The organism is Natronospirillum sp. (assembly GCF_022565775.1).
Taxonomy (GTDB): Bacteria; Pseudomonadota; Gammaproteobacteria; order Pseudomonadales; family Natronospirillaceae; genus Natronospirillum.
In genome coordinates this window covers 1-21,468 of sequence record NZ_JAIUMC010000037.1, presented here as the reverse complement: position 1 = coordinate 21,468, position 21,468 = coordinate 1, and the positions used below count along the sequence as shown (strand labels likewise).

Annotated in this window: 21 protein-coding genes; 8 read left to right on the top strand and 13 right to left on the bottom strand. The window is 60.2% G+C overall.

What is annotated here, in order from left to right; all coding sequences use genetic code 11:
- Nucleotides 1-125 precede the first annotated feature (125 nt).
- The 5 genes from LAT62_RS08880 to LAT62_RS08860 form a co-directional block, all read right to left on the bottom strand.
- The gene (locus LAT62_RS08880) at nt 126-977 is read right to left on the bottom strand and encodes an ABC transporter permease (protein ID WP_293382183.1); all 852 of its coding nucleotides are present in this window, start codon (nt 975-977) and stop codon (nt 126-128) included.
- Nucleotides 974-1,777: an ABC transporter permease gene (locus LAT62_RS08875; RefSeq protein WP_293382180.1), complete on the bottom strand. Its 804-nt coding sequence runs from the start codon at nt 1,775-1,777 to the stop codon at nt 974-976. Before LAT62_RS08875 ends, LAT62_RS08880 begins: the two co-directional genes overlap by 4 nt.
- A gap of 173 nt (nt 1,778-1,950) precedes the next feature.
- Nucleotides 1,951-2,673, bottom strand: a complete 723-nt coding sequence (locus LAT62_RS08870) for a transporter substrate-binding domain-containing protein (protein WP_293382177.1) — start codon at nt 2,671-2,673, stop codon at nt 1,951-1,953.
- Nucleotides 2,674-3,072: 399 nt separating this feature from the next.
- Nucleotides 3,073-3,861, bottom strand: coding sequence for a transporter substrate-binding domain-containing protein (locus LAT62_RS08865; protein ID WP_293382174.1), 789 nt, complete (start codon nt 3,859-3,861; stop codon nt 3,073-3,075).
- A gap of 32 nt (nt 3,862-3,893) precedes the next feature.
- A complete protein-coding gene (locus tag LAT62_RS08860) occupies nt 3,894-4,664 on the bottom strand; it encodes an ABC transporter ATP-binding protein (protein ID WP_293382171.1) in 771 nt (256 codons plus the stop codon).
- Nucleotides 4,665-5,093: 429 nt separating this feature from the next.
- On the opposite strand from LAT62_RS08860, the gene iadA reads away from it, so the two are divergent.
- Together iadA and LAT62_RS08850 are read left to right on the top strand one after the other, a co-directional pair.
- On the top strand, nt 5,094-6,257 hold the full coding sequence (gene iadA, locus LAT62_RS08855; RefSeq protein ID WP_293382168.1) for a beta-aspartyl-peptidase: 1,164 nt from the start codon (nt 5,094-5,096) through the stop codon (nt 6,255-6,257).
- 4 nt (nt 6,258-6,261) lie between these two features.
- Entirely contained in the window at nt 6,262-7,188 is a 927-nt protein-coding gene (locus LAT62_RS08850; protein ID WP_293382165.1) for a 2-oxoglutarate and iron-dependent oxygenase domain-containing protein, read from the top strand.
- 128 nt (nt 7,189-7,316) lie between these two features.
- Here LAT62_RS08850 and LAT62_RS08845 read toward each other — a convergent pair whose 3' ends face one another.
- Nucleotides 7,317-8,300, bottom strand: a complete 984-nt coding sequence (locus LAT62_RS08845; RefSeq protein WP_293382162.1) for a glutathione S-transferase family protein — start codon at nt 8,298-8,300, stop codon at nt 7,317-7,319.
- A 199-nt stretch (nt 8,301-8,499) separates the two neighbouring features.
- Between LAT62_RS08845 and pip the strand changes: the two genes are divergently transcribed.
- The 4 genes from pip to dtd are packed head-to-tail and all read left to right on the top strand — an operon-like array spanning nt 8,500 to nt 12,634.
- Nucleotides 8,500-9,462: a prolyl aminopeptidase gene (gene pip / locus LAT62_RS08840; protein WP_293382159.1), complete on the top strand. Its 963-nt coding sequence runs from the start codon at nt 8,500-8,502 to the stop codon at nt 9,460-9,462.
- A 3-nt stretch (nt 9,463-9,465) separates the two neighbouring features.
- On the top strand, nt 9,466-11,550 hold the full coding sequence (locus tag LAT62_RS08835) for a GNAT family N-acetyltransferase (protein WP_293382156.1): 2,085 nt from the start codon (nt 9,466-9,468) through the stop codon (nt 11,548-11,550).
- Nucleotides 11,551-11,598: 48 nt separating this feature from the next.
- Complete coding sequence (locus LAT62_RS08830; protein ID WP_293382153.1) at nt 11,599-12,195, top strand: histidine phosphatase family protein; 597 nt, start codon at nt 11,599-11,601, stop codon at nt 12,193-12,195.
- Nucleotide 12,196: 1 nt separating this feature from the next.
- Entirely contained in the window at nt 12,197-12,634 is a 438-nt protein-coding gene (gene dtd, locus LAT62_RS08825) for a D-aminoacyl-tRNA deacylase (RefSeq protein ID WP_293382150.1), read from the top strand.
- Between the two features lie 29 nt (nt 12,635-12,663).
- On the opposite strand, the gene LAT62_RS08820 is transcribed toward dtd, so the two are convergent.
- The 3 genes from LAT62_RS08820 to LAT62_RS08810 form a co-directional block, all read right to left on the bottom strand.
- Nucleotides 12,664-13,833: a serine hydrolase gene (locus tag LAT62_RS08820; RefSeq protein ID WP_293382147.1), complete on the bottom strand. Its 1,170-nt coding sequence runs from the start codon at nt 13,831-13,833 to the stop codon at nt 12,664-12,666.
- On the bottom strand, nt 13,821-14,711 hold the full coding sequence (locus LAT62_RS08815) for a TIGR01777 family oxidoreductase (RefSeq protein WP_293382144.1): 891 nt from the start codon (nt 14,709-14,711) through the stop codon (nt 13,821-13,823). Before LAT62_RS08815 ends, LAT62_RS08820 begins: the two co-directional genes overlap by 13 nt.
- Before the next feature lie 73 nt (nt 14,712-14,784).
- On the bottom strand, nt 14,785-15,342 hold the full coding sequence (locus tag LAT62_RS08810) for a hypoxanthine-guanine phosphoribosyltransferase (protein ID WP_293382141.1): 558 nt from the start codon (nt 15,340-15,342) through the stop codon (nt 14,785-14,787).
- A gap of 78 nt (nt 15,343-15,420) precedes the next feature.
- Between LAT62_RS08810 and LAT62_RS08805 the strand changes: the two genes are divergently transcribed.
- The gene (locus LAT62_RS08805) at nt 15,421-15,948 is read left to right on the top strand and encodes a dihydrofolate reductase (RefSeq protein WP_293382138.1); all 528 of its coding nucleotides are present in this window, start codon (nt 15,421-15,423) and stop codon (nt 15,946-15,948) included.
- On the opposite strand, the gene LAT62_RS08800 is transcribed toward LAT62_RS08805, so the two are convergent.
- Together LAT62_RS08800 and LAT62_RS08795 are read right to left on the bottom strand one after the other, a co-directional pair.
- Nucleotides 15,942-16,826, bottom strand: coding sequence for a diguanylate cyclase (locus tag LAT62_RS08800; protein WP_293382135.1), 885 nt, complete (start codon nt 16,824-16,826; stop codon nt 15,942-15,944). The genes LAT62_RS08805 and LAT62_RS08800 overlap by 7 nt on opposite strands.
- 306 nt (nt 16,827-17,132) lie before the next feature.
- Entirely contained in the window at nt 17,133-18,071 is a 939-nt protein-coding gene (locus LAT62_RS08795; protein ID WP_293382132.1) for a LuxR C-terminal-related transcriptional regulator, read from the bottom strand.
- A gap of 224 nt (nt 18,072-18,295) precedes the next feature.
- On the opposite strand from LAT62_RS08795, the gene LAT62_RS08790 reads away from it, so the two are divergent.
- Entirely contained in the window at nt 18,296-19,393 is a 1,098-nt protein-coding gene (locus LAT62_RS08790; protein WP_293382129.1) for a histone deacetylase, read from the top strand.
- Nucleotides 19,394-19,425: 32 nt separating this feature from the next.
- Here LAT62_RS08790 and LAT62_RS08785 read toward each other — a convergent pair whose 3' ends face one another.
- Together LAT62_RS08785 and LAT62_RS08780 are read right to left on the bottom strand one after the other, a co-directional pair.
- Entirely contained in the window at nt 19,426-20,280 is an 855-nt protein-coding gene (locus tag LAT62_RS08785) for a universal stress protein (RefSeq protein WP_293382126.1), read from the bottom strand.
- Between the two features lie 28 nt (nt 20,281-20,308).
- The coding region (locus LAT62_RS08780) for a SulP family inorganic anion transporter (protein WP_293382123.1) at nt 20,309-21,468 on the bottom strand (1,160 nt) is incomplete at its 5' end.

The window sequence follows — 21,468 nt, the reverse complement described above, 5'->3', positions numbered from 1 at the left end:
GCGATTGATGCGCACTGTTTACCGCAAATCCTGGCGTATTGCCAGACTGCAGCAAACAGTGCGCTGCCTTTGCCGCTGCACCGCGAGGCCCCATCACCTCACCACGCTGCTCAACCGGTGTCCACCTAGCGCAGATACTGCGGCTTGAAGCGGATCTTGGGCCGAACTTCTTGCGGCAGATGGCGGTTCAGATGCCTGTTGCCGAACGAGAACAGTGTGATGATCAGTATGGTCGCCACAATGAAGTAGAACGCCACGATCGGGAAAGCCACAAACGGGTTAAAGGTCTGGTCCACAAAGTAGCGCGCATAGTAGAGCGCTTCACCGGATTGCTGGCGCGCCGGAAAGGCCGACAGGAAGACCAGTGTGGTGGAGTGGAACAGAAAGATCACCTCGTTGGTGTAGGACGGCCAGGCCAGACGCATCATGGTCGGCCAGACGATGCGGCGGAACTTGGTAAAGCCGGTCAGCCCGTAAGCATCAGCCGCCTCCAGATCGCCCTTGGGTATCGACCTCAGGGCCCCATAGAACAGTTCGGCCGTGTAGGCCGCCGTATTCAGGGTCAGTACGACCAGCCCCCCCACCGTTGCGGTGCGGAAGGCACCTGTGTTGGCAGTAATGGTGGTGAACAGCAGGTTGATTTCGATGCCCTGACGCGGCAGCAGCACGAACAGGGAATAGAAAAAGAAGAACTGTATGAACAGCGGAGAGCCCCGGAACACGAAGATGAACCAGGCGCTGAGCTTGTGAAAGAAAAAGTTCTGGCTGAACTTGCCAATGGCCAGCAGCGTGGCCAGCGAGAACGCCAACACCACCGCCATGACGGCAAAATACAGATTCCAGATCATGCCTGAGCCGATCAGGAACAACTGATCGCAGAAGGTGATGTCGAGGCCGCGGGGCAGCAAACGCTCGCCGTAGTCGCGGCCCAGAGAGCGCAGGATGTAACCCTGAAAACTTTCAGCACAGGTTCTCATGCGGCAGTCTCCCCGGCTGTGGCCACTGCTTTCTTCTTGCCTTTGTTCTGCCGATCGCCGCCGGAGGTGGCCTGGCCGACGCTGAAGCGGTTCATCATGCGGTCAAAGAAGCGTTCGCTGAGTGCAGTCAGGCAGAGATAGAAGGCCAGCACGACCAGAAAATACCAGACCCGCCAGTCCGGGTGCGGATACTTGTAGAGCGAGGTCTTGGCCCCGCCGAGCTCGCGGGCCCAGTAGACGATATCCTGAATACCCAGCAGGAACAGTAGCGGCGTAGCCTTGGTCAGAATCATCCAGATATTGGACAGGCCAGGCAGTGCATAGACCCACATTTGCGGCAGGATAATGCGGCGGAAGGTCTGGCGCTTGCTCATGCCGTAGGCCTCGGCGGTTTCGATCTGGCCCTTGGGCACGGCGCGCATGGCACCATAGAGGGTGTTGGCGACAAAGGCACCAAACACCACCGCGAAGGCGATCAGGGCGAGCAAAAAGCCCCAGGCATTGTACATCCAGGAGGGTGAGCCTCGCGGCGGCACCTGGGCGTCGCGACAGACTATGAAATCATTGCCTTGTCGGATGGGTTGGTCCCAATCCGGGCAGTTGATCTGATGCATGATGTATTCGACACCCTGGCCTATGGCGATGGGCACGAACAGAAAGAATACGATATCGGGAACACCCCGAACCAGGCTCGTATAACCACGACCCAGCATGTTCAGGGGAAGAAATTTGGAACGCATGGCCAGTGCGCCACCGAAGCCGACCAGCAGTGCTGAAGGTGCAGCCAGCAGGAGCAGCATGATAACGACCACAAACGACCAGTAGAACGCCAGATGCGTGCCTGACGTCAGGTAGCAGGCATACCATTGCCACGCTGGTAAAACTGAAGGATCGGTACAAAAGGAGAACATAGGAATTGGCCAGTCAAGACGGGGCCCGCAGGCCCCGTCGTTTTACAGTTGGTCGGTGAAGATCAGTACTGCAGATCTTCGTTGAACCACTTGACGATCAGCTCGTTCAGAGAGCCGTCTTCTTTCATCTCGGCGATAACCGCATCAAAGGTTTCGCGCAGTTCATTGTCAGACTGACGAACGCCCATGCCGATGCCGCCGCCCAGAGTGATCTCACCGATCAGGACCAGTTCACCACCTGAGTCACGTACGTAGGCTTCCAGGAACTCCTTGTCGGCCAGAACCGCATCGGCTTCGCCGTTGCGTACCGCTGAAATGGTTTCGTCCGGAGTGGAGTACTCGATCAGGTCAGCGTCGGTTTCTGCAACATGGCCAGCCTGAATGGTGTTGGACTGGGTCACGATGATGCCGTTGTCGATGACATCAGCAGGTGTGCCGGCCAGCGCCATGTAGGCAGACGGGTCATTGGGCAGGTAGTCCTGCGTGAAGGAAATCACTTCCTTGCGCGCGTCAGTGATGGACATGCCAGCCATGATGGTGTCGTAGTTGCCTGCGACCAGGTTGGGGATGATGGTATCCCAGTCGTTGATGACCCATTCGCATTCCAGGTTGGCGCGGCGGCAAAACTCATCGCCCAGTTCCCGCTCGAAACCGTCCAGCTCGTTGTCATCATTGATGAAATTGTACGGAGGATAAGCACCCTCCGAACCCATACGCACGACATCTGCGAGTGCTACGTTGGCGCTCATCGCCAATACGCCCATTGCGAGTGTCAGTTTCTTCATTGTTGTGTCTCCGTTGTTATCGGATTGTTGATTTTCCTTACGCTTGCCAATGTCGGCATTCATATCGCCGGCATGACGCAAGACTTTCTCTTTCACGTTGCTGCTCGCCTCTACTGCAAGAACAGTACCCGGCATTTCAGTCGGAATCGGGCTTCGCAGATCCATACATCTCGGCGCTGGGGCAGCGCGGGCGCTTGTGATCGCCACTTTTGTCTTGTTGTTATCTGCTCCAATAACACCCCAGGCCAGTCGCGAAAGCAATTGAGCTGTCGCAAAAAAAAAGTATTTGTTCGCAAACCTAAACCGCCGTGTCGCTGCTCACCAGGGCCGATCTTGCCGCACTGCACCGCTTCGGACCGTCTGTTGGGGCGACGGATCAAAACGGTGCACCGCTACACTTCAGATCATGATGTCGTAATTGAAATAGCTGTTCATGATCTGCTCGTAGGTGCCGTTCTGCTTGACCCGCTCCAGCCCTTCATTGAACACATCGGCCAGGGCCCGGTCGTCAGGATGAAAGGCCGCGCCTACACCGTCACCGAAGACAGACCTTGGCTCGGTGACGGGCTCGCCTACCGACTCGAACCCGGGCCGACTCAGGATGGTCTGTTCACCCACCGGGAAGTCGACAAAAATCGCATCCAGGCGGCCGCCTTCCAGATCCAGCACAAAATCATCGGCTGTGCTGTAGCGGCGCACATCGAGACCATCAACATGGTTGGTTATATAGTTGTCCTGAATTGTGCCCCGCTGAACACCGACTCTCATGCCTAGCAGGGAGGCCGGATCATCCGGATTGAGATCCGAGCCGGTACGCACAAACCAGCCGCTGGGGGTGGTGTAGTAGGGCTCGGAAAACAGCACCCGCTCTGCCCTGTCGGGCGTAATGCTCATGGACGAGAAAATGACCTCGTACCGGCGGTCCAGCAGGCCGTCGATAATGCCGTCCCAGGCCTGAACTACCCATTGGCAGCTCAGTTGCATTTCCGCGCAGACCGCATCGCCCAACTCGATTTCAAAGCCGGTCAGGTTGCCGCTCGAGTCATAGTACTCGAAGGGCTCATAGGGTACATCGACGGCCAGCCTGATGGTGCGGTCCTGAGGCTGTTCGCGATAGAAGTCGAGTACCAGCAGTGAGGCCAGGCCTGCAACCGCAAAAACCACGATGGGCACAATTATTCGATTCATGAGATGCCTCTGTTCCTGTGTGCTGTCCGGGTTCAGTATTTGGGCTGGAGGAAGCCGCGCAGACGCTCAGTTTTCGGGTTGGCAAACAGCTCTTTCGGGTCGCCTTCTTCCTCAATCATGCCTTGGTGCAGAAAGAGCACATGATTGGACACGTCGCGGGCAAAACTCATTTCGTGAGTCACCACGACCATGGTGCGACCCTCTTTGGCCAGGGTGCGCATGACCTGCAGCACCTCGCCCACCAGCTCGGGGTCCAGCGCTGACGTCGGTTCATCGAACAACAGGACGTCGGGCTCCATGGCCAGGGCACGGGCAATGGCGGCACGCTGTTGCTGGCCACCGGACATGTGCGCCGGATAGGCATCTTTGCGTTCGTAGAGGCCGACTTTGCGCATCAGGTCTTCACCGCGCGCCATGGCTTCATCCTTGCTCAGCCCCAGCACCTGAATGGGCGCTTCGATAACGTTCTGCAGGGCCGTCATGTGTGACCAGAGGTTGAAGCTCTGGAACACCATCGACAGCCTGGAGCGCATGCGCTGAACCTGTTTGGCATCCGCCGGCTCGCGGTCACCGCCGCTGCCGCGGAATTTGATGTCTTCGCCGTGAACCTTGATGTCGCCCTGGTTCGGGGTTTCGAGCAGGTTGATACAGCGCAGGAAGGTACTCTTGCCTGACCCGGAAGAGCCAATGAGCGATATGACATCACCCTTGTTGGCGGTCAGTGAAATGCCTTTGAGTACTTCGGTATCACCAAAGGATTTGTGAATATCTTTCACCACCAGAGGTGGCTGTGCATCAGACATGTTGACTCCCGATCTCGTTCGGCGCCGATTCCAGTACCCCGGGCCGAGTGGTCAGAACCCGGATAGAGCAGATGGCAAGGAACTCGGCCTGTTGTTATGTGCCCTCACTAAAGCATCAGCGAAGGCATAAATGCAATTCTGCTGTCGCATTCTGCAACCATTTGTTCGCAATGGTGTACCGACGACGGTTAAGGCTCGCCTTGAGCTCTGGTATGGTAAGTTATTGAATTGCGACCTGCTTGCATAGCAAAAAAGGCGCCAACACAGTAGACCGGATGCCGGTTCATCGGCACTGGGCTCAATCGGCGGCGCGGCAGTTCGCAGCGCTGTATTGTGCCACAGGTCGTCCAGGCAGACTGCCACTGGGCTGCTCCGGAGCTACAGAATTGCGTCAAGCAGAGTGCACACGCCCAGAATAAAGAGGACTTTATGACCACTGCACCCCCTTCGCCCACCAGCGTCCTGATCCGCAATGCCCGTCTTTATGCTCCGGAACATCTGGGCTTGCGCGATATATTGCTGGTCGGTGGTCGCATCATGGCCATTGAGCCACGACTGGACATCAGCGGCCTGCCCGAGTTGACCGAACTGGATGCCAACGGTGCCAGCCTGTCGCCCGGGCTGGTGGACACACTGACCCATATTACCGGTGGCGGTGGCGAAGGCGGTTACGCCACGCGCATGCCGGCCATGCCCGCAGAGGACGCCTGGACCAGCGGCGTAACGACCGTCACTGGTGCGTTGGGCACCGATGCAGTGCAGCGCACCCATACCGATATGCTGGCGCATGCGCGTTATCTGGCCACGCAGGGGGTCTCCGCCTATATCTACTCGGGCAATTATCACCTGCCGGTACGCACGCTGTCTGGTTCGGTGCAGACCGACCTGGCCTGGATTCCCGACGTGATCGGGGTTGGCGAAGTGGCCATTGCCGATCACCGGGGCAGCCACCCCACGGCGGAAGAGCTGGCCCGTTTGTCCGCAGATGTGCGGGTCGGTGCCATGCTGGCCGGCAAGAAGGGCGTACTCAGCATTCATGTGGGCGACCATGAGGACAAGTTGGGTGTGCTTTTCGCGGCCGCCGAGCGCTATCCGGTGCGGCTGTCTCATTTCTACCCCACGCATATCAATCGCACCCGTGAACTGCTGCAGGACGGCATCCGCTTTGCCCGCGAGGGCGGCGTTATCGACTTCACCGCCAGCACCAACGAAGGCTTGCTGGCGGAGGGTGATATCGACAGCCCGGCCGCGGTTGCCGAGGCCCTGTCGGCAGGGGTGCCGGCGGAGCGCCTGACCCTGTCGAGCGACGCCTATGCCAGCCTGCCCGAGTTCGATGCGGATGGGCGTTTTGTGCGGGTGGCCATGGGCCAGTTGCACAGTATGGCCGAGGCCGTGAAGCGTGGCGTCGATGACGTAGGGCTGGGTTTTGACACCATGCTGAAAACCGTCACTGTGAACCCTGCCGATGTGCTCGGCCTGCCGGGCAAGGGCCGCCTGGCCGTGGGCGCTGATGCCGATCTGGTGCTGTGGAGTGAAGACCTGCAGGTGCAGGGCGTGATCAGCCAGGGCGTCGTGCGCCGCTGGCCGGACTGACACCATGCACCTGCCAGAGCTTGATATTCGGCAGGCTGAGCAGCACCCGGGCGGGTTCGCCCGGGCACTGGGTGAGGCCTATGCCGAGTGGGGCTTTGTGGGCATTCGCGGGCACCAGGTGCCGGCTGCGCTGATTGACCGGGCCCTGGATGAGGCGGCGGCTCTGTTTGCCGTGCCGGACGCCGAGAAGCAGGGCTGGCCGGTTACTCAGGGCGGAACGCGCGGGTACACGCCCTTCGGTCGAGAAGTCGCCAAAGGGTCGGTGGTACACGATCTGAAAGAATTCTGGCATGTGGGGCGGGAAGTCGCTGGCACACCCCGCTACGAGCAACTGCAGCGCAATCTCTGGCCGCCGAACCGGCCGCAGTTCCGGCAAGTAATGCTTGAGTTGTACGATGCGCTTGAACAACTGGGCTGTAGGCTGCTGAGTTCGCTGGCGCTGTATCTGGGTCTGCCCGAGAGCTGGTTTGCCAGTCGTGTCGACCAGGGCAACAGCATTCTGCGGGTGCTGCATTACCCGGCGCTGCCAGACACCGTGCCGGCCGGCAGCCTGCGTGCTGCGCCGCACGAAGACATCAACCTGATCACGCTGCTGGTGGGGTCACGACAGTCGGGTCTCGAAATACTCAGCCGCCAGGACGAGTGGGTGCCGGTTTCGCTGGTGCCAGGCCTTATTGTAGTCAATATCGGGGATATGCTGCAGCGGCTGACCAATGGTCTCTTGCCCAGCACCACGCATCGGGTGGTCAACCCGGCTGGCGAGGCGGCGCGCAGCAGTCGCTACTCGCTGCCCTTCTTCCTGCATCCCAATCCGGATATGGCGCTGGACGTGCTGCCGCAGTGCGTCAGTGCTGACAACCCGGCCCGCTATCCGCCGATCACCGCCAACGAGTTTCTTGAAGAGCGCCTGCGAGAAATCGGTCTCCTGTAGGCGCGTGCCTTGGCCGCGCTCGGGGCCGGAGGCCCCTTTTCGAATCGGCCAGCGGGGTGGCCTCCTACAAATGAGCCACCCTGTAGGCGCCGGCCTTGGCCGCGCTCGGGGCCGCAGGCCCCCCTTTCTCACCCCCGCCCGTGCGGGGCGTCCAGATTGAGCTCCGGCCCTTTGGGCACGATCCGCGTCGGGTTGATGGTGTCGTGGCTGTAATAATAGTGCCGCTTGATATGCACCAGATCTGTTGTCTCGGCAATGCCCGGCTGCTGATACAGCTCACGCAAATAACCGCTCAGGTTCGGGTAGTCCGCGATGCGTTTCAGGTTGCACTTGAAGTGACCGACATACACCGCATCAAAGCGCACCAGTGTCGTGAACAACCGCCAGTCGGCTTCGGTGATCTGGTCACCGGCCAGGTAGCGGCGCTCGGCGAGCAGCCCATCCAGCCAGTCGAGGCTGTCGAACAGTTCGGTAAAGGCTTCTTCATAGGCGGCCTGGGTCGTCGCAAACCCCGACTTGTAGACCCCGTTGTTGACCGTGTGATAGACCCGCTCGTTGATCGCGTCGATCTCGCCGCGCATAGGCTCCGGGTACAAATCCAGGGTATTGCCGGTGATCTCGTTGAAGGCGCTGTTGAACATGCGAATGATGTCGGCTGACTCATTGCTCACCATGGTGTCGCGCTCATTGTCCCACAGAACAGGCACGGTTACGCGACCGGTGTAGTCCTTCTTGGCGCGGGTGTAGAGCTGATGGTGGTACTGCAGGTTGTACAGCGGGTCACCGATCGGGGTGTCCGAAGCCAGTTCAGGCCCCGTGTATTCCCAGCCGTTGGACAGCATATCCGGGTGCACGGTACTGACCCCGATATGCGCAGTCAGACCCTTCAGGTGGCGGAAGATCAGGGTGCGATGGGCCCAGGGACAGGCCATGGACACGAACAGATGATAGCGACCGGAGGCAGCAGCAAAACCACCCTCGCCTGACGGCCCGGCGCTGCCGTCGGCAGTCACCCAGTTGCGAAACTGGGAGTCCTCCCGCTTGAACCGGCCACCTGTTTTGCCGGTGTCATACCACTTGTCTTGCCATTGTCCGTCTACCAGCAGACCCATGTCTGACTCCTGATTTACCTGTTTGAGTGAAGGCAGTTTGCGCGAAGTGCCGGCCGTATCACAGCAGAATCATCTGAAGCCCTGGTTCAAGTATTCTGAACAGCCGGAGTGCCGGCCCGGGTTCCCGGTTTCGGTACAGCACACAACCGGATATAGTAGGGACTTGAGTCCCGATTCTTGCACGGCCGCGGAGCCCTTGATGCGCTATTACCACCCGGAAATTAACCCCTTTCAGATCCATCATATTGATGTGGACGGAGGGCATCGGCTTTGGGTGGCAGAAAGCGGGCATCCTGACGGCATCCCGGTGATCATTGTGCACGGCGGCCCCGGTGGCGGCAGCGGCGACCGCGATCGGCAGTTTTTTGACCCACAGGTGTATCGCATCATTCAGTTCGACCAGCGGGGCTGTGGCCATTCCACACCACATGGCAGCCTGGAGGCGAACGACCCGGAACGGCTGGTCGACGATATGGAAACCATCCGTCAACGCCTCGGCATCGACCGCTGGGTCTGTTTCGGTGGGTCCTGGGGTACGACGCTGTCTCTGCTGTATGGTCAGGCTCACCCGGATCGGGTGCTGGGGTTTCTGCTCCGGGGGGTATTCTTGTGTCGCCAGCAGGACCTCGACTGGTTGTACGACGGGGGCGCGGGCCAGGTCTTTCCCGAGCACTGGCAAAAGCTTGTGCAAGGGGTAGATGGCGAGCGCCCGCTGCTTGAGGCCTATCACAAACGATTGACCGGACCTGACGAGCTGGAGCGCTCACGCGCCGCACGGGCCTGGTCGGCCTGGGAAGGCCTGATCGCCACCTTGAAACCGTCCCCCAAGACCGTGGCCCGCATGATCAGCCATCACACGGCCTACAGCATGGCACGGCTTTCCAGTGACTATTTCATGCGCCGTGACGAATGGCTGAGAACCCCTCTGGTGGAAGGCATGTCGAGCCTGGAAGAGCATCCGGCGATCATCATCCACGGCCGCTATGACATGGTCTGTCCGGTCGACAATGCCTGGACCTTGAAACAGGCTTGGCCCAATGCCCGCCTGGAGATCATTCGCGAAGCCGGTCACTCGGCTCATGATCCGGCCATGGTGGACGGACTCGTCAAGGCGACCGAGGATCTGGCCCATATTCTGGGAGCGCCTGATTCCAGCGCCTGAGCCATGTCACACCCACCCTCTCTGCACCCAGTCAACGACCTTGCTGCACTGCCCAGTCGCCAGCTCTGGCTGCTGGACGGCACGGATGAGCCGCTGAGCGACGCGCTGCAGGCATTGGCCGGGCAGGCGAGGCAGGCTGACTGGCAGACACTGTATGTCCCCGGTCCCGGGGTCGAGACCGCCACCCTTTCTCATTGGCCGGATGCCGTGCCCGGTCGTCAGTTGATGCGCCGCCTCGGACACAGCGTTGACCGGTTGGTGCTCGACTGGCGCTTCGGCTGGCATCTGAACCATCTGTCTCAGGCCGCTGGCTGCGTGCGCGCCGGTGGCCAACTGATTATCCTGCTCAACGCCAATGCGCCGGAGCGCTATGGCTGGTTGCGTAACCAGCCCTCCCGCTGGTTTGCCACCTGGCGTGACACTTTGCTGGAACGTGGTGCCCAGTGGCTCGAGGATGTGGCCGCCCTGCCTGCACCGGAGCCTGCTGCATTGGCGGTCGCACCCGAAGGCACTCTGTTGCCGGCCACACCCGATCAGGCGACGGCGGTGACGGCCCTGACAGACCTGGCCGACGCCCCGCGCGGCTCCGGTTGTCTGGTAAGCGCACCGCGGGGTCACGGCAAGACGGTGGCTCTGGCGCTGGCCGTTCGCTCGCTGCTGGCGCGCGGCCATACCATCACGGTGCTGGCCGCCCAGGGAGAACCGCTGTCGCAGGTACAGCATTGGCTGCAGCGGGCGGGCTGCAGTGAGATGGCGGAGGCCGGCACTCTCAGGACGCTGACCTGGGACCAATGGCAGACGGACGGTGCCACGGCAGATCTGGTGCTGGCGGATGAAGCCGCGATGCTGGGTGTTCCACGCCTGCAAGCTCTGGTCGAGCGCGCGGACAGACTGGCCTGTATTACCACTACCGAGGGCTACGAAGGTAGCGGACAGGGCTTTTTACTGCGCTTCTTGCCCGGCTGGAAGGCCAGTGCACCGGTATGGCAGCACCTGACCCTGAGCACGCCGATCCGCTGGACAGCAGGTGATGCTCTTACTGAGGCCCTGCAGGCGGCTTTGCTGTATCCGCAGCAGTCGTCGGACGGCTGGCTGCAGAACAACGCGGCAGGCAGCGCCGAGTGGACACCACCACAAAGACTCGAGGCCATCGAACTGCTAAGCGATCAGGCCCTGCGTGACGACTGGATACACCTGCTCACTGCAGCCCATTACCAAACCCGACCGGATGACTTGCGGCAGTGTCTGGACAGCTCTGATGTGCTCGCCCTCGGGGTAAAGGCCGGTGGCCGCCTGGTCGGGCTGTTGCTGGCCCTGAGTGAGCCGCCGCTGCCGGACGATCTGGCACAGGCGGTTTGGCAGGGTACTCGACGCCCGGGCAGTCAGTTGGCCAAACAGAGTCTGGTCGGGCAATTGGGCTGCCGCAGTGCGGCCGACTGGCGGGGCTGGCGAATCTGGCGTCTGGTGGTGCATCCGGGATGGCAGCGCCGTGGTATTGCATCAGCGCTGCTCAAGGCGCTGCAAGCGGAAACTGTGGAAGAGCAGGCGCCGGACTATCTGGCGGCGTCCTTTGGTCTGACTGCCGATCTGTGCACGTTCTGGCATACCAACGGCTTCTGGCCGGTGCGTCTGGGCCAGCAAGCGGAGGCCGCCAGCGGCGAGCGCGCCTTGCTGGTGGTCAGGCCCGGAGAGCCTTCTGTGGCGCAGGTCTGTCGTCAGGCCAGCAGCAGTCTCGGCGCCCAGACCCTGCTCCATGTAGAGCAGACCGCCACGCTGTCTGTTCCGACCCTGCTGGCGCTGGCTCGTGCTGTTCCGCCGCCGCCCATTTCCGACCATGACAAGGCGCGCCTTCAGCACTGGTGTGCAAGCCACCAGCCGGAATCAGCGCTGCGCCCGGTCATTGCGTTGGCCCTGTGGCATCGGGTAGCGCAGGATGGCGCCGAGGCGGAACCCCTGCTGCCCGCCTGGGTGCGTCGGGTCTGGCAAAATCAGGCATGGTCTCTCATTCAGCAGCAATTGCGCCTGGCGGATCGACAGGCCTGCGTGCAGGCGCTACGCACTGCCTTGCAGTCGGGCAGTAGTTTTTAATACGGCCCTGTGGTAAAAGGTCGGGTTCAGCGGGAGTGAGGTACAATTATGATTTTTCTCGTTCGCCATGGCGAAACCATCTGGAATACCGAAGGACGTCGCCAGGGGCGCGGTGACTCGGCGCTTACGGAGCGCGGAGTAGCACAGTCACGCGCGGTAGGGCAGCTATTGCAGCAACTGCTGGCCGGGGAAAAGCGTATTGCTCTGACCACCAGCCCGGCAGGCCGCTCACGGCGCACGGCAGCTATAATTGCCGAGGCGCTGGGCATGGATCAAGACCGGGTCCAGAGCTCGCCCATGCTCGAAGAAATGGATTTTGGCGACTGGCAAGGCCTGACCGATGAAGAGATAGCCGAACAGTTCCCCGACCAGTGGCGGCAGCGTCAGCTGAATCGCTGGGGCTTTTCCTATCCCAATGGCGAAAGCTATCCGCTGATCTGCAGTCGCGTCTCGGCGTGGATGGACTCGGTTGAGGATGCTGGTGGCGTTACCATCGCGGTCACACACCAGTGGACCAGTCGCGTTATTCGCGGCCAGTATCTCAAGCTGCCCAAGCAGGAAATGTTCGAGTTGATGCACGACCATGGGCAGATCGTCCAGTTGCACAACGGCGAAGAAAAGCTGATCAAGGTCGAGACGGTCTGATTTGAAGGCGCTGCTGCAACGGGTATCCGAAGCGGACGTCACGGTTGAGGGCAGAGTCGTGGGCGCCATTGGCCGGGGGCTGCTGGTGCTGGTTGGCCTGGAGCCGGACGATGACGATGCGAGACTGCGCCGAATGCTCGAGCGCCTGCTGAATTATCGGGTGTTTCCGGATGAGGAAGGTCGGATGAACCTGAGCCTGCGAGACACCGGCGGCGGCCTGTTGCTGGTCTCCCAGTTCACACTGGCCGCAGACACTCGCAAGGGCAATCGGCCCGGGTTTTCCACGGCCGCGCCGCCGGAGCAGGCCGCAGAGCAGTTCGCAAGGTTGGTCGAGATGGCCCGGGACGAGCATGATCCGGTCGGGGCCGGCGAGTTTGGCGCCATGATGGCCTTGCGACTGATCAACGACGGGCCGGTCACCTTCCTGCTGGAATCCTGAGTCTTTATCAGTTGTGGTCTACCGGGCGCTTACCAGTTGTAGTCGCGGCGCACTGCGGTCACCAGTTCTTCGATAATCCGGTCACCGCGATCGCCATTGGTCATGATCACCACGCCATGTCCATCCTGCAGGTTGCCGGCCAGTTTTGCCCGGTACCCCGGTGTTACCCCTTCCGAAAAGATCAGCGTTCCACTGTCGGTGCGTTCGATTCGGGCACCCAGTCCCCAGCCACAGCCCTGCGGGGTCAGCATTTCGTTGATCAGTGAGCTGTCGGTCAGTACCCGGCCGATACCCCGCTCTGCCGCCATCACCTCCATCAGCACGCGCGCCATATCGGTCGGACTGGCCCACAGGCCGGAAGACGCGCGCTCCACATAGCGCCGGTAGCCGCCGGCGATGGTGTCACCCTGCCAGTCGTGACCGAGGGCTGGCGCCGGCAGACCGATCAGACGGTATCGTGCCGGTATATTGAGCGGTGTGAACACGGCGCGATTTTGCCATATCGGAAAGCTGTTGGCCGTCTCCTGTTCCAGCCAGTAGGCCAGTACTTCGTAGCCGGCAGCAGATGGATGGCAGGTCTGTCCGGGCTGGCCGGCAAGCTGGAACGGCTCGGATTTGGCCGGTTCTGTACCATTGAGCAGCGCGCTCCAGCCGGGTTGCCGCTCACCGAACCGATAACCCTGAAAACGGGTGGGCGTCAGTCCGCTGCGCTGGCTCAGCAGGTGACGCACCGTGACACTGTCACCGGACCATCGACTGTTGTCTGGTATGCGCCATCCGGACAGGCTTTGGTTGACCTTGAAATCCAGGTCGCGTTCCGATTCCTGCAACCAGGAAATCACCCCGATGGCGGTAACCAGTTGCCCGAGATCTCCGGCCTGGAAGGGAGTGACGGACGTCAGCAGGCGGCCGTTCTCCGCTGCATGATTGCCGACCGCCCATTGGCTGACCAGCCGTCGGTTTTCGATGATGGCCACGCTGACGCCGGGCACCCGGGCTTCGTCCAGCCGCTGCTCCAGAAAGCGCAGGCAATCCGGATTCTGGTCTGGCCGACTGCACAACTCGGCTTGCTGGCTGCAGGCGGCCAGCAGGAGTATCAGGGTCAGGCCAAGGGCCAGAGAAAGTCGTTTCAGCATGGGTTTGAAGCTGTCGGGGCTGTCATGAGCAGCATCATGCCACAGCCGCGTCAACGGCGACAAACAGCTTTCAGGGCACTTCCTATATCCGGATACCGCCACTCGAATCCGGCGTCTGCCAGTTGCTGCGGCATGGCGCGGGTACTCGACATGATCAGCTCTGCCCGTTCGCCCAGCAGCGGTTTCAGGGCCCAGCCGGGCGGCGTCAGCCACACCGGGCGGCGCAGCGTCTGGCCCAGGGTCAGGGCAAAATCACGATAGCGGACCGGATTGGGAGAGGTCAGGTTGACCGGCCCCTGCAGGGTCGGTGTACGAATCAGAAAACGCACGGCTTCGACCCAGTCTGCCTGGTGTATCCAACTGAACCAGAACTGACCGTCGCCCATGGAGCCGCCGAGGCCAAACTTGAAGGCGAGCTGCAGGGGCTGCAGCATGCCACCTTCACCGAGAACCGGCCCGGTGCGGAGCAGTACGGTTCTGATGCCGGCTTTTTCGGCACCGATGGCGGCATTTTCCCAGGCCATGACCATTTCAGTCGACCAGCCTGAACCCGGCTCACTGACTTCGGTCAGCAGCGTATCTTCGCGGTCACCATAGAAGCCGACTGCTGACCCGTTGAGCAGCACTTCGGGTTTCTGGGTTTGCGCCTCGATCCAGGCGACGAGTCGATTGGTGGTATCTATGCGGCTGGTCCAGATGTCGTTCTTGCGCCGGCGCGTCCAGGGCAGTGTAAACAGGTTGGCGCCGGTGAGGTTCACGATCGCCTGCACCGGGGCAGCAATCTGCTCGAAATCAGCGACCCATTCGGCCTGCAGCCGGCCGCGCGATCGATGTCGTTCCGGGTGGCGGGTATGTATCACCAGTTCATGGCCGTCCTGCAACAGGCGCTTCGCCAGTGCCTGACCTAGAAACCCGGTGCCTCCACATATCAGTATTCGCATGCTGCCTGCCGTCCTTCAGGTGACCAGCCTATAGGATGCACTCTGCAGGGGCGGCTGTACAGGAGGACAAACGTCAGAGGCCTTTTACGGCATAGATACCGGGCGCATTGCGCCAGTAACCCTTGTAGTCCATACCAAAGCCGAAGATATAGCGGTCAACGCACTTCAGGCCTTCGTAATGGATTTCCATGTCCGGGCGGACTTTACGGTCATGGTCCTTGTTGACCAGCACGGCGATTTTCACGTCTCGTGCACCGGCTTCGTAGCAATGGTCGACAATGGCCGCCAGAGTGCCGCCTTCGTCATAGATGTCATCGACGATCAGCACGCTGCGATCGGTGACATCCTGGGCGGGGAAGGCCCGCCAGTCCAAATCGCTGCCGACTGTCTCGTTGCGGTAGCGGGTAGCGTGCAGGTAGCTGATTTCCAGCGGAAACGTCAGGCGCGTGACCAGCTGGCCGGTAATGACCAGAGCGCCATTCATCACCGAATAGACCACCGGATTGGCCTCGGCCAGGTCGCGATTGATGCCTTCGGCCATGCGATCCATGGCCTCATTGAGTTGCTGCGGGGTGTACAGCAGGTCGGCCTCCTGCATCACCTGATTGATTTCAGTCAGTTGGACAGACATGACGGGTCCATAGCGTTCAAAAAGCGGACGCGTATAATCCACATACAGCGTGCAAATCTCAAGGAAATTCCACAATTTATGCGTACAGCACTGATCTGGGCCCAGGCGCAAAATCGCGTTATCGGCCGCAACAACAAGCTGCCCTGGTATCTGCCGGAGGACCTCAAGTTTTTCAAACGGACGACCTTTGGCAAGCCCGTCATCATGGGCAGGAGAACTTTTGATTCCATCGGCAAGCCACTGCCCGGTCGCGCCAATATCATTGTGACGCGCCACCCGCTAGATCTGCCCGAGACGGTGACCGGTGTGGTCAGCCTGCAACAGGGTCTGGACACGGCCGAAGCCAATGCGCTGGTCAATGGTGAAGAAGAGATCATCGTCATGGGCGGGGCACAGATTTATGAACTCGCATTGCCCCATGCCGATCGGCTGTATGTCACCCACGTGCACGCCGACGTGGAGGGGGATGCCGTCTTCCCGGAAGTCGACTGGACACAGTTTGTCGAAGTCAGTCGGGCCGACTTCAAGGCCAACGGCCCCAACCCGTATGACTACAGTTTCGTGGTGTACGACCGAACCGCCTCCGGGGTGCTACCCGGTCAGTGAATGGGTGGCGCACTGGCGCTGGATGACGACACTTCGTACAGCAGATTGTCGATGCTGGTATCTGCGCCATGGAACAGATTGAACTCTATTCTGAGGCCGGCATCGACTTCACGGTTCTGCAGGCACAATGGTTTCTGCAGCACAGCTTTCAGTTTGTCGGTGACGGTGTTGACCTGCTGTCTGGTCAGTGTGAGCTCCGGTGAAAGGTCCTCCAGCAACAGGATGAATTCTGCCTGCCCATAGCGCGCCAGACAGTCGTTGGCCCGCACCTGCTTTTGCAACTCCTTGGCCACGGCCACGATCAACTGATCTCCAAGAATGTAGCCATAGGTATCATTCAAGTATTCGAAGTTGCCGACATGGATGCGCATCAGGCAACAGCTGGTGCCCTGGCGAATGCTTCTATGCTGCGCCTGGCCCAGCCTTTCGATCAGTTTGCGGCGATTGAACAGTCCGGTCAGGATGTCAGTTTCTGCTGCATAAGCGAGTTGCTCTTCGAGTTGCCTCTGCACTGTGATATCGGTGATGACACTTAGAATGCCAGTGACAGTGGTTTTCTTGCGGTCTTTGAAAAGCGGTGTTTTGGCGACCCAGTAAACGGACTGGCGACCAAAAGTGTTCTTGGCTCCAATTTCCTCTACATGCCTCTGGCCGGCCAGAACCTGAAGATCAATATTGCTCAGGCGCCGCGCTGCGGGTGCAGAGAACAAGTCTTGATCGGTTCTGCTTTCAAGGTGCTGTGCGGAGCAGCCCAGAAACTCCAACATGGCCCTGTTGGCATAGACATAGCGCAGGTTTCGATCTTTGATGCTGACATAGGATGGCACATGGTCGAGCGCCAACTGCAGGTGATTCTGATCAATATTCAGGGTAAACATTACAAAGCCTCGCTGTAACGGTTAGGAACAATGGAATGCATCCAGCAGTTTGCAACAGTCCCTGAACTCCGTGTTTTGCTCGAGGCCCAACAGGTTTACAACTCTGCCATTCGGGTGGGGTCGGCAAGGCCACCTGCTCAAGCTTCGTACTATGTTGAAGGTACTCCGCTTCCATCGGGAGTGGAATTGATCTGGGTCAGATTCAGCGCTACTTTTCTACTTGCCGACGTTAACGCTGAGGACCCCAATCCTGTTGATCGCAACATTGTTGTCTGCGGTTGTGTGAAAAAGTGAACGGAACCCGGGTCAGCCCAGCAGTCGTATCAGCTCTGACTTGGAGTGAATGCCCAGCCGATCATAGATACGGGAGAGATGGTTGCGCACGGTTGCCGGAGCAATGTCCAGAGTGCGCGCAACGGCCTTGTTCGACCTCCCGGAGGCAAACAGTTCTGCCACCACGCGCTCTCGTTCGGTGAGAGGAAGCTCCTCACCCAGAGGCTGTGCACGCAGCAGAAAATGGTCGGCCAGGGGTTCAAGCCGTGCCTCGATCGCGTTCCCTTTCCAGCGCCTGCCCGCAGAGGCTGTCTGCATCAGTTCCGTGGGTACGGTCAATGGTGACTCGCCCCACTCGTCGCGGGCCAGATTTTCGTAGCTGGGACGAGAACACAGGACCAACCCGTCCCGGTTGACGATGGCCACACCCTCTTCTCTGTCGGCATTCTGTGCGTCCCAGTATTCCTGGCTCAAGCGCAAGGCCACGCCGATATGTGGCAGTAACCGTTGTTTCACCTGGCGCTGGAGTTCGGTGAAACCGTGTCGGGGGTCCTCGCGACACAAGCCGATAAAGCTGACACAACCGGATGTCGGTTCAGTCATGATCGTCGCCAGCATGCGGCGGGCATCAAACCGGTCCCAGTGTTCCCGGTAGGCGAATGACTCCCGAAAGCCGGGCAGGTCTTCGAACATCACGCAGCGATTGAGGTTGTGAATCGCCAGACTGCAGTAGTCATCCTGCTGCGCAACCGCAGCCCAGTCGGTGAACAGGCGGGGCGTCTGATCCAGCATTACCAGTTCGGTGATATGGCGACTTTCCGTCTTGCCGGCGCCCCAGGCGGCAAAATCAAAAGGAATCAGTGTACGCAGTTGATGCAGAGTGCGTCGCTGCAGTTCGTCGGGCCGCAGCCGATGGCTGTTGCGATACAGGCTGAGCAGAAAGTCACTGGTCTGGCCGGCTTCCAGAAGCATGGTCAGCACCCTTTGGTTGACAGCCTATACACGCCGGCTGTATGAATTTTGTTCAGTCTTTACAAAGTACCATAGGGCGACGTTGTTCACTAGTGCTTGTCGTCCTTGCTACCCGTCGGCCACCCTATATACTGAAAGTGACTTGATGCACAGGGAATGGGCGCGCGTCGGGTCAGACCATGGTGGTCGTGGCGTGCGCCGTACTGTCAACCGGGAGAGCTGCAGTGATCGGAGAGCGCACAGTCCACCTGTTTTGTGACGATGTGATGCTGGGGCACAATCCCGAAGTTGATATGCCCTTTATCCCCAGCCGCGTGGAGAAGCGCGTCCGCAGTATTCTGGAAGGGCTCACCTTCAAATGGAGTTATCCGGAACACCCGGGTCGCCTGTCAGCCATCCGACAATACCTTGAAGCCAACCCCATTGACGGTGTGCACTGGACTTCAGGGGAGAGTGCCACCTACGAGCAACTGGCCAGGGTCCATACTACTGCCTATCTGGATCACATCTTCTCTCTGGCCGGTCAGAGCGCCTGGTTGGACAAGGACACCACTGCGATGTCACCCAACAGTATCCAGGCGGCCACCGCTGCTGCTGGGAATGCCATTGCGGCCGTGGAATGTGTTGTCCGAGGCGATGCGCAAAGCGCCTTTGCTCTGGTGCGCCCGCCGGGCCATCATGCCGAGCCAGTGCGCGCCCGCGGTTTCTGTCTGCTGAACAATGTGGCGGTTGCTGCGGCCCATGCGCAAGCCAAACTGGGCTGCGAACGGGTGCTGATCGTCGACTGGGACGCGCACCACGGTAACGGCACCCAGGATATCTTCTGGGCCGATCCCGATGTGTTGCTGTTTGATACCCATTGCGCGTCGCCGTTTTATCCCGGCTCCGGGCATCTGCACGAAACTGGTGACGGCATGGGGGAAGGCTACACCATCAATGTGCCCTTGCCGGAAAGTGCCGGAGATGCTGCCTTCGAAAGCGCATTTCGCGACATTCTGGTTCCGGCAGCCCGTCATTTCAAACCGGACCTGGTACTGGTCTCCGCCGGCTTCGACCCGCACCGCAATGACATGGCACTCAATCTGACCTACAACGGCTTCAGAATGCTGACTCGCATCCTGCAGGACATAGCGGACGAGCATTGCAGGGGGCGGCTGGCATTGGTGCTGGAAGGCGGCTACAACCTGACTTCATTGTCCAGTGGCGTCCACGCCGTGCTGGAAACGCTGGCCGGTGGCGAGGTGCCAGAGCTTGTGGAGCCGGGCATTCTTGCCGTGCAGGAAGCCCTGGATTTTCATCGGCCGGCTTTCACTGACGATTAACCGGCCGGAGTCGGGTCAGCGACTGGAGCTGCTCAGCGCAGCACCAGCGTCGCTGTGTCGGTCTGGCGCAACAGCTCAGACGTGTTGCTGCCGACAAAGAACTTGCGAATGCGCGAATGGCCGTGCGTGCCCATCACGGTCAGGTCAACCTGCTTGTCGCGTGCATAGTTGACCAGTACTGTGGCGACGGACTCGCCCGGTTGCACGATGCCGGTCACTGAAAATCCGGCATTCTCCAGCTCCTGCTGGGCCGCTTCGAGCTGGCTCCGGCGCTCCGACGTATCGTCACCCACCATCACCAGATGGCAGGGCAGCCCTTTCAGCAAGGGGCTTTCGGCAACCCGGGTCAGGGCGGCTTTCGCGGTCTTGCTGTTGTCAAAGGCCAGCATAAAGTTGCGGGGTTTCCGGAACTCATGCACGGTGACGAGCAGAGGCTTGCGCGCTACGCGGATTACGTTCTCCAGATGGCTGCCGACCGTGTGCAGGTCATTGGCATGGGTTTCACCCTTGCGGCCCACGATGACCAGACGGGTGTCTTCTTCCAGTTCCTGAATGGTGTCGGTCAGGCTGCCGTGGCGCTGCAGCGTTTCCACGGCGAACGCCTCATCAGACTCCAGTTGCTCGCGGGCTGCCTTGAGTTGCAGTTTTCCCTGCTGCAACGCCAGCTTGCTGCGCTGGCTGTCCAGAGCCGCCAGTTCCTCCAGCAGATGTTCCTGGGCGCCCAGCCCCAGATTGCCCGAGAGATCCCGCTCGGTAGGAAACTCCGACTTGTCGAGGACATGCAGTGCCAGCACGGGGGTCTGCAACTGCTGACTGGCCCAGGCTGCGGCAGCGCACACGGCCAGAGCCGCCTGCGAGCCATCTATTCCTGCTACGATCTTGTTCATATCAACTCCTTGGTTCTGATCTGGCGGCTCAGTGGCCGCCCATCAGGGTCTCTGCAGCCTCGGGTTTGTCATGCACGCCAAAGCGGTCAACGATGGTGGCACTGGCTTCGTTAAGGCCAATGACGTCGACATCGGTACCCTCGCGGCGGAACTTGATCACCACTCGGTCCAGTGCGCTGACGGCGCTGATGTCCCAGAAGTGGGCATGAGTCAGGTCGATAGTGACACGGTCCAGCACTTCCTTGAAGTCGAATGCGGCCATGAACTTCTCGGAAGAGGCGAAGAAGACCTGTCCCTTGACGCGATAGGCCCGGTGATCATCTTCGCGATCAGACTCGCTCTCGATGGCCATGAAGTGCCCTACCTTGTTGGCAAAGAAGAGCGCTGCCAGCAGCACGCCGACAAACACGCCAATGGCCAGGTTGTGCGTCCACACCACGGTGGCGACGGTGGCCACCATGACGATGTTGGTCGACAGGGGGTGTTTCTTCATGTCTCGGAGCGATGACCAGGAGAAGGTGCCGATCGATACCATGATCATGACCGCCACCAGTGCTGCCATCGGAATGACGCTCAGATAATCGCCCAGAAAGACCACCAGTATGATCAGAAAGACACCGGCAGAAAACGCCGAGAGGCGCCCACGGCCACCGGATTTCACATTGATGATCGATTGCCCGATCATCGCGCAGCCGGCCATGCCGCCGAGCAGGCCGGAGCCGATGTTGGCAATGCCCTGGCCCTTGCATTCCTGGTCCCGGTCGCTGGTGGTGTCCGTCAGATCATCGACGATGGTTTCCGTCATCATGGACTCCAGCAGGCCGACGACCGTCAGTGCCAGTGAATAGGGCAGCACGATCATCAGGGTGTCCAGATTCCACGGCACGTCCGGCCACAGGAAGACCGGCAGGGTGCTGGGCAGCTCGCCCATGTCACCCACCGTGCGGATATCCAGGCCGAATATGACCGCCACCAGCGTCAGGGTCACGATGCAGATCAGGGGCGATGGCAGCACCTTGCCAGCCACGGGTATATAGGGAAACAGGTAGATGATGCCCAGCCCGGCGGCCGTCATGGCATACACGGGCCAGGTCACACCGGTGAGTTCCGGCAGTTGCGCCATGAAGATCAGAATGGCCAGCGCGTTGACGAAGCCGGTGACCACCGAGCGCGAGACAAAGCGCATCA

Excerpts from the sequence above, each read along its gene's own strand:
- LAT62_RS08880 (WP_293382183.1), bottom strand. The coding sequence starts at position 977 with ATGAGAACCTGTGCTGAAAGTTTTCAGGGTTACATCCTGCGCTCTCTG.
- LAT62_RS08875 (WP_293382180.1), bottom strand. The coding sequence starts at position 1,777 with ATGCTGCTCCTGCTGGCTGCACCTTCAGCACTGCTGGTCGGCTTCGGT.
- LAT62_RS08870 (WP_293382177.1), bottom strand. The coding sequence starts at position 2,673 with ATGAAGAAACTGACACTCGCAATGGGCGTATTGGCGATGAGCGCCAAC.
- LAT62_RS08865 (WP_293382174.1), bottom strand. The coding sequence starts at position 3,861 with ATGAATCGAATAATTGTGCCCATCGTGGTTTTTGCGGTTGCAGGCCTG.
- LAT62_RS08860 (WP_293382171.1), bottom strand. The coding sequence starts at position 4,664 with ATGTCTGATGCACAGCCACCTCTGGTGGTGAAAGATATTCACAAATCC.
- iadA (WP_293382168.1), top strand. The coding sequence starts at position 5,094 with ATGACCACTGCACCCCCTTCGCCCACCAGCGTCCTGATCCGCAATGCC.
- LAT62_RS08850 (WP_293382165.1), top strand. The coding sequence starts at position 6,262 with ATGCACCTGCCAGAGCTTGATATTCGGCAGGCTGAGCAGCACCCGGGC.
- LAT62_RS08845 (WP_293382162.1), bottom strand. The coding sequence starts at position 8,300 with ATGGGTCTGCTGGTAGACGGACAATGGCAAGACAAGTGGTATGACACC.
- pip (WP_293382159.1), top strand. The coding sequence starts at position 8,500 with ATGCGCTATTACCACCCGGAAATTAACCCCTTTCAGATCCATCATATT.
- LAT62_RS08835 (WP_293382156.1), top strand. The coding sequence starts at position 9,466 with ATGTCACACCCACCCTCTCTGCACCCAGTCAACGACCTTGCTGCACTG.
- LAT62_RS08830 (WP_293382153.1), top strand. The coding sequence starts at position 11,599 with ATGATTTTTCTCGTTCGCCATGGCGAAACCATCTGGAATACCGAAGGA.
- LAT62_RS08815 (WP_293382144.1), bottom strand. The coding sequence starts at position 14,711 with ATGCGAATACTGATATGTGGAGGCACCGGGTTTCTAGGTCAGGCACTG.
- LAT62_RS08810 (WP_293382141.1), bottom strand. The coding sequence starts at position 15,342 with ATGTCTGTCCAACTGACTGAAATCAATCAGGTGATGCAGGAGGCCGAC.
- LAT62_RS08805 (WP_293382138.1), top strand. The coding sequence starts at position 15,421 with ATGCGTACAGCACTGATCTGGGCCCAGGCGCAAAATCGCGTTATCGGC.
- LAT62_RS08800 (WP_293382135.1), bottom strand. The coding sequence starts at position 16,826 with ATGTTTACCCTGAATATTGATCAGAATCACCTGCAGTTGGCGCTCGAC.
- LAT62_RS08795 (WP_293382132.1), bottom strand. The coding sequence starts at position 18,071 with ATGCTTCTGGAAGCCGGCCAGACCAGTGACTTTCTGCTCAGCCTGTAT.
- LAT62_RS08785 (WP_293382126.1), bottom strand. The coding sequence starts at position 20,280 with ATGAACAAGATCGTAGCAGGAATAGATGGCTCGCAGGCGGCTCTGGCC.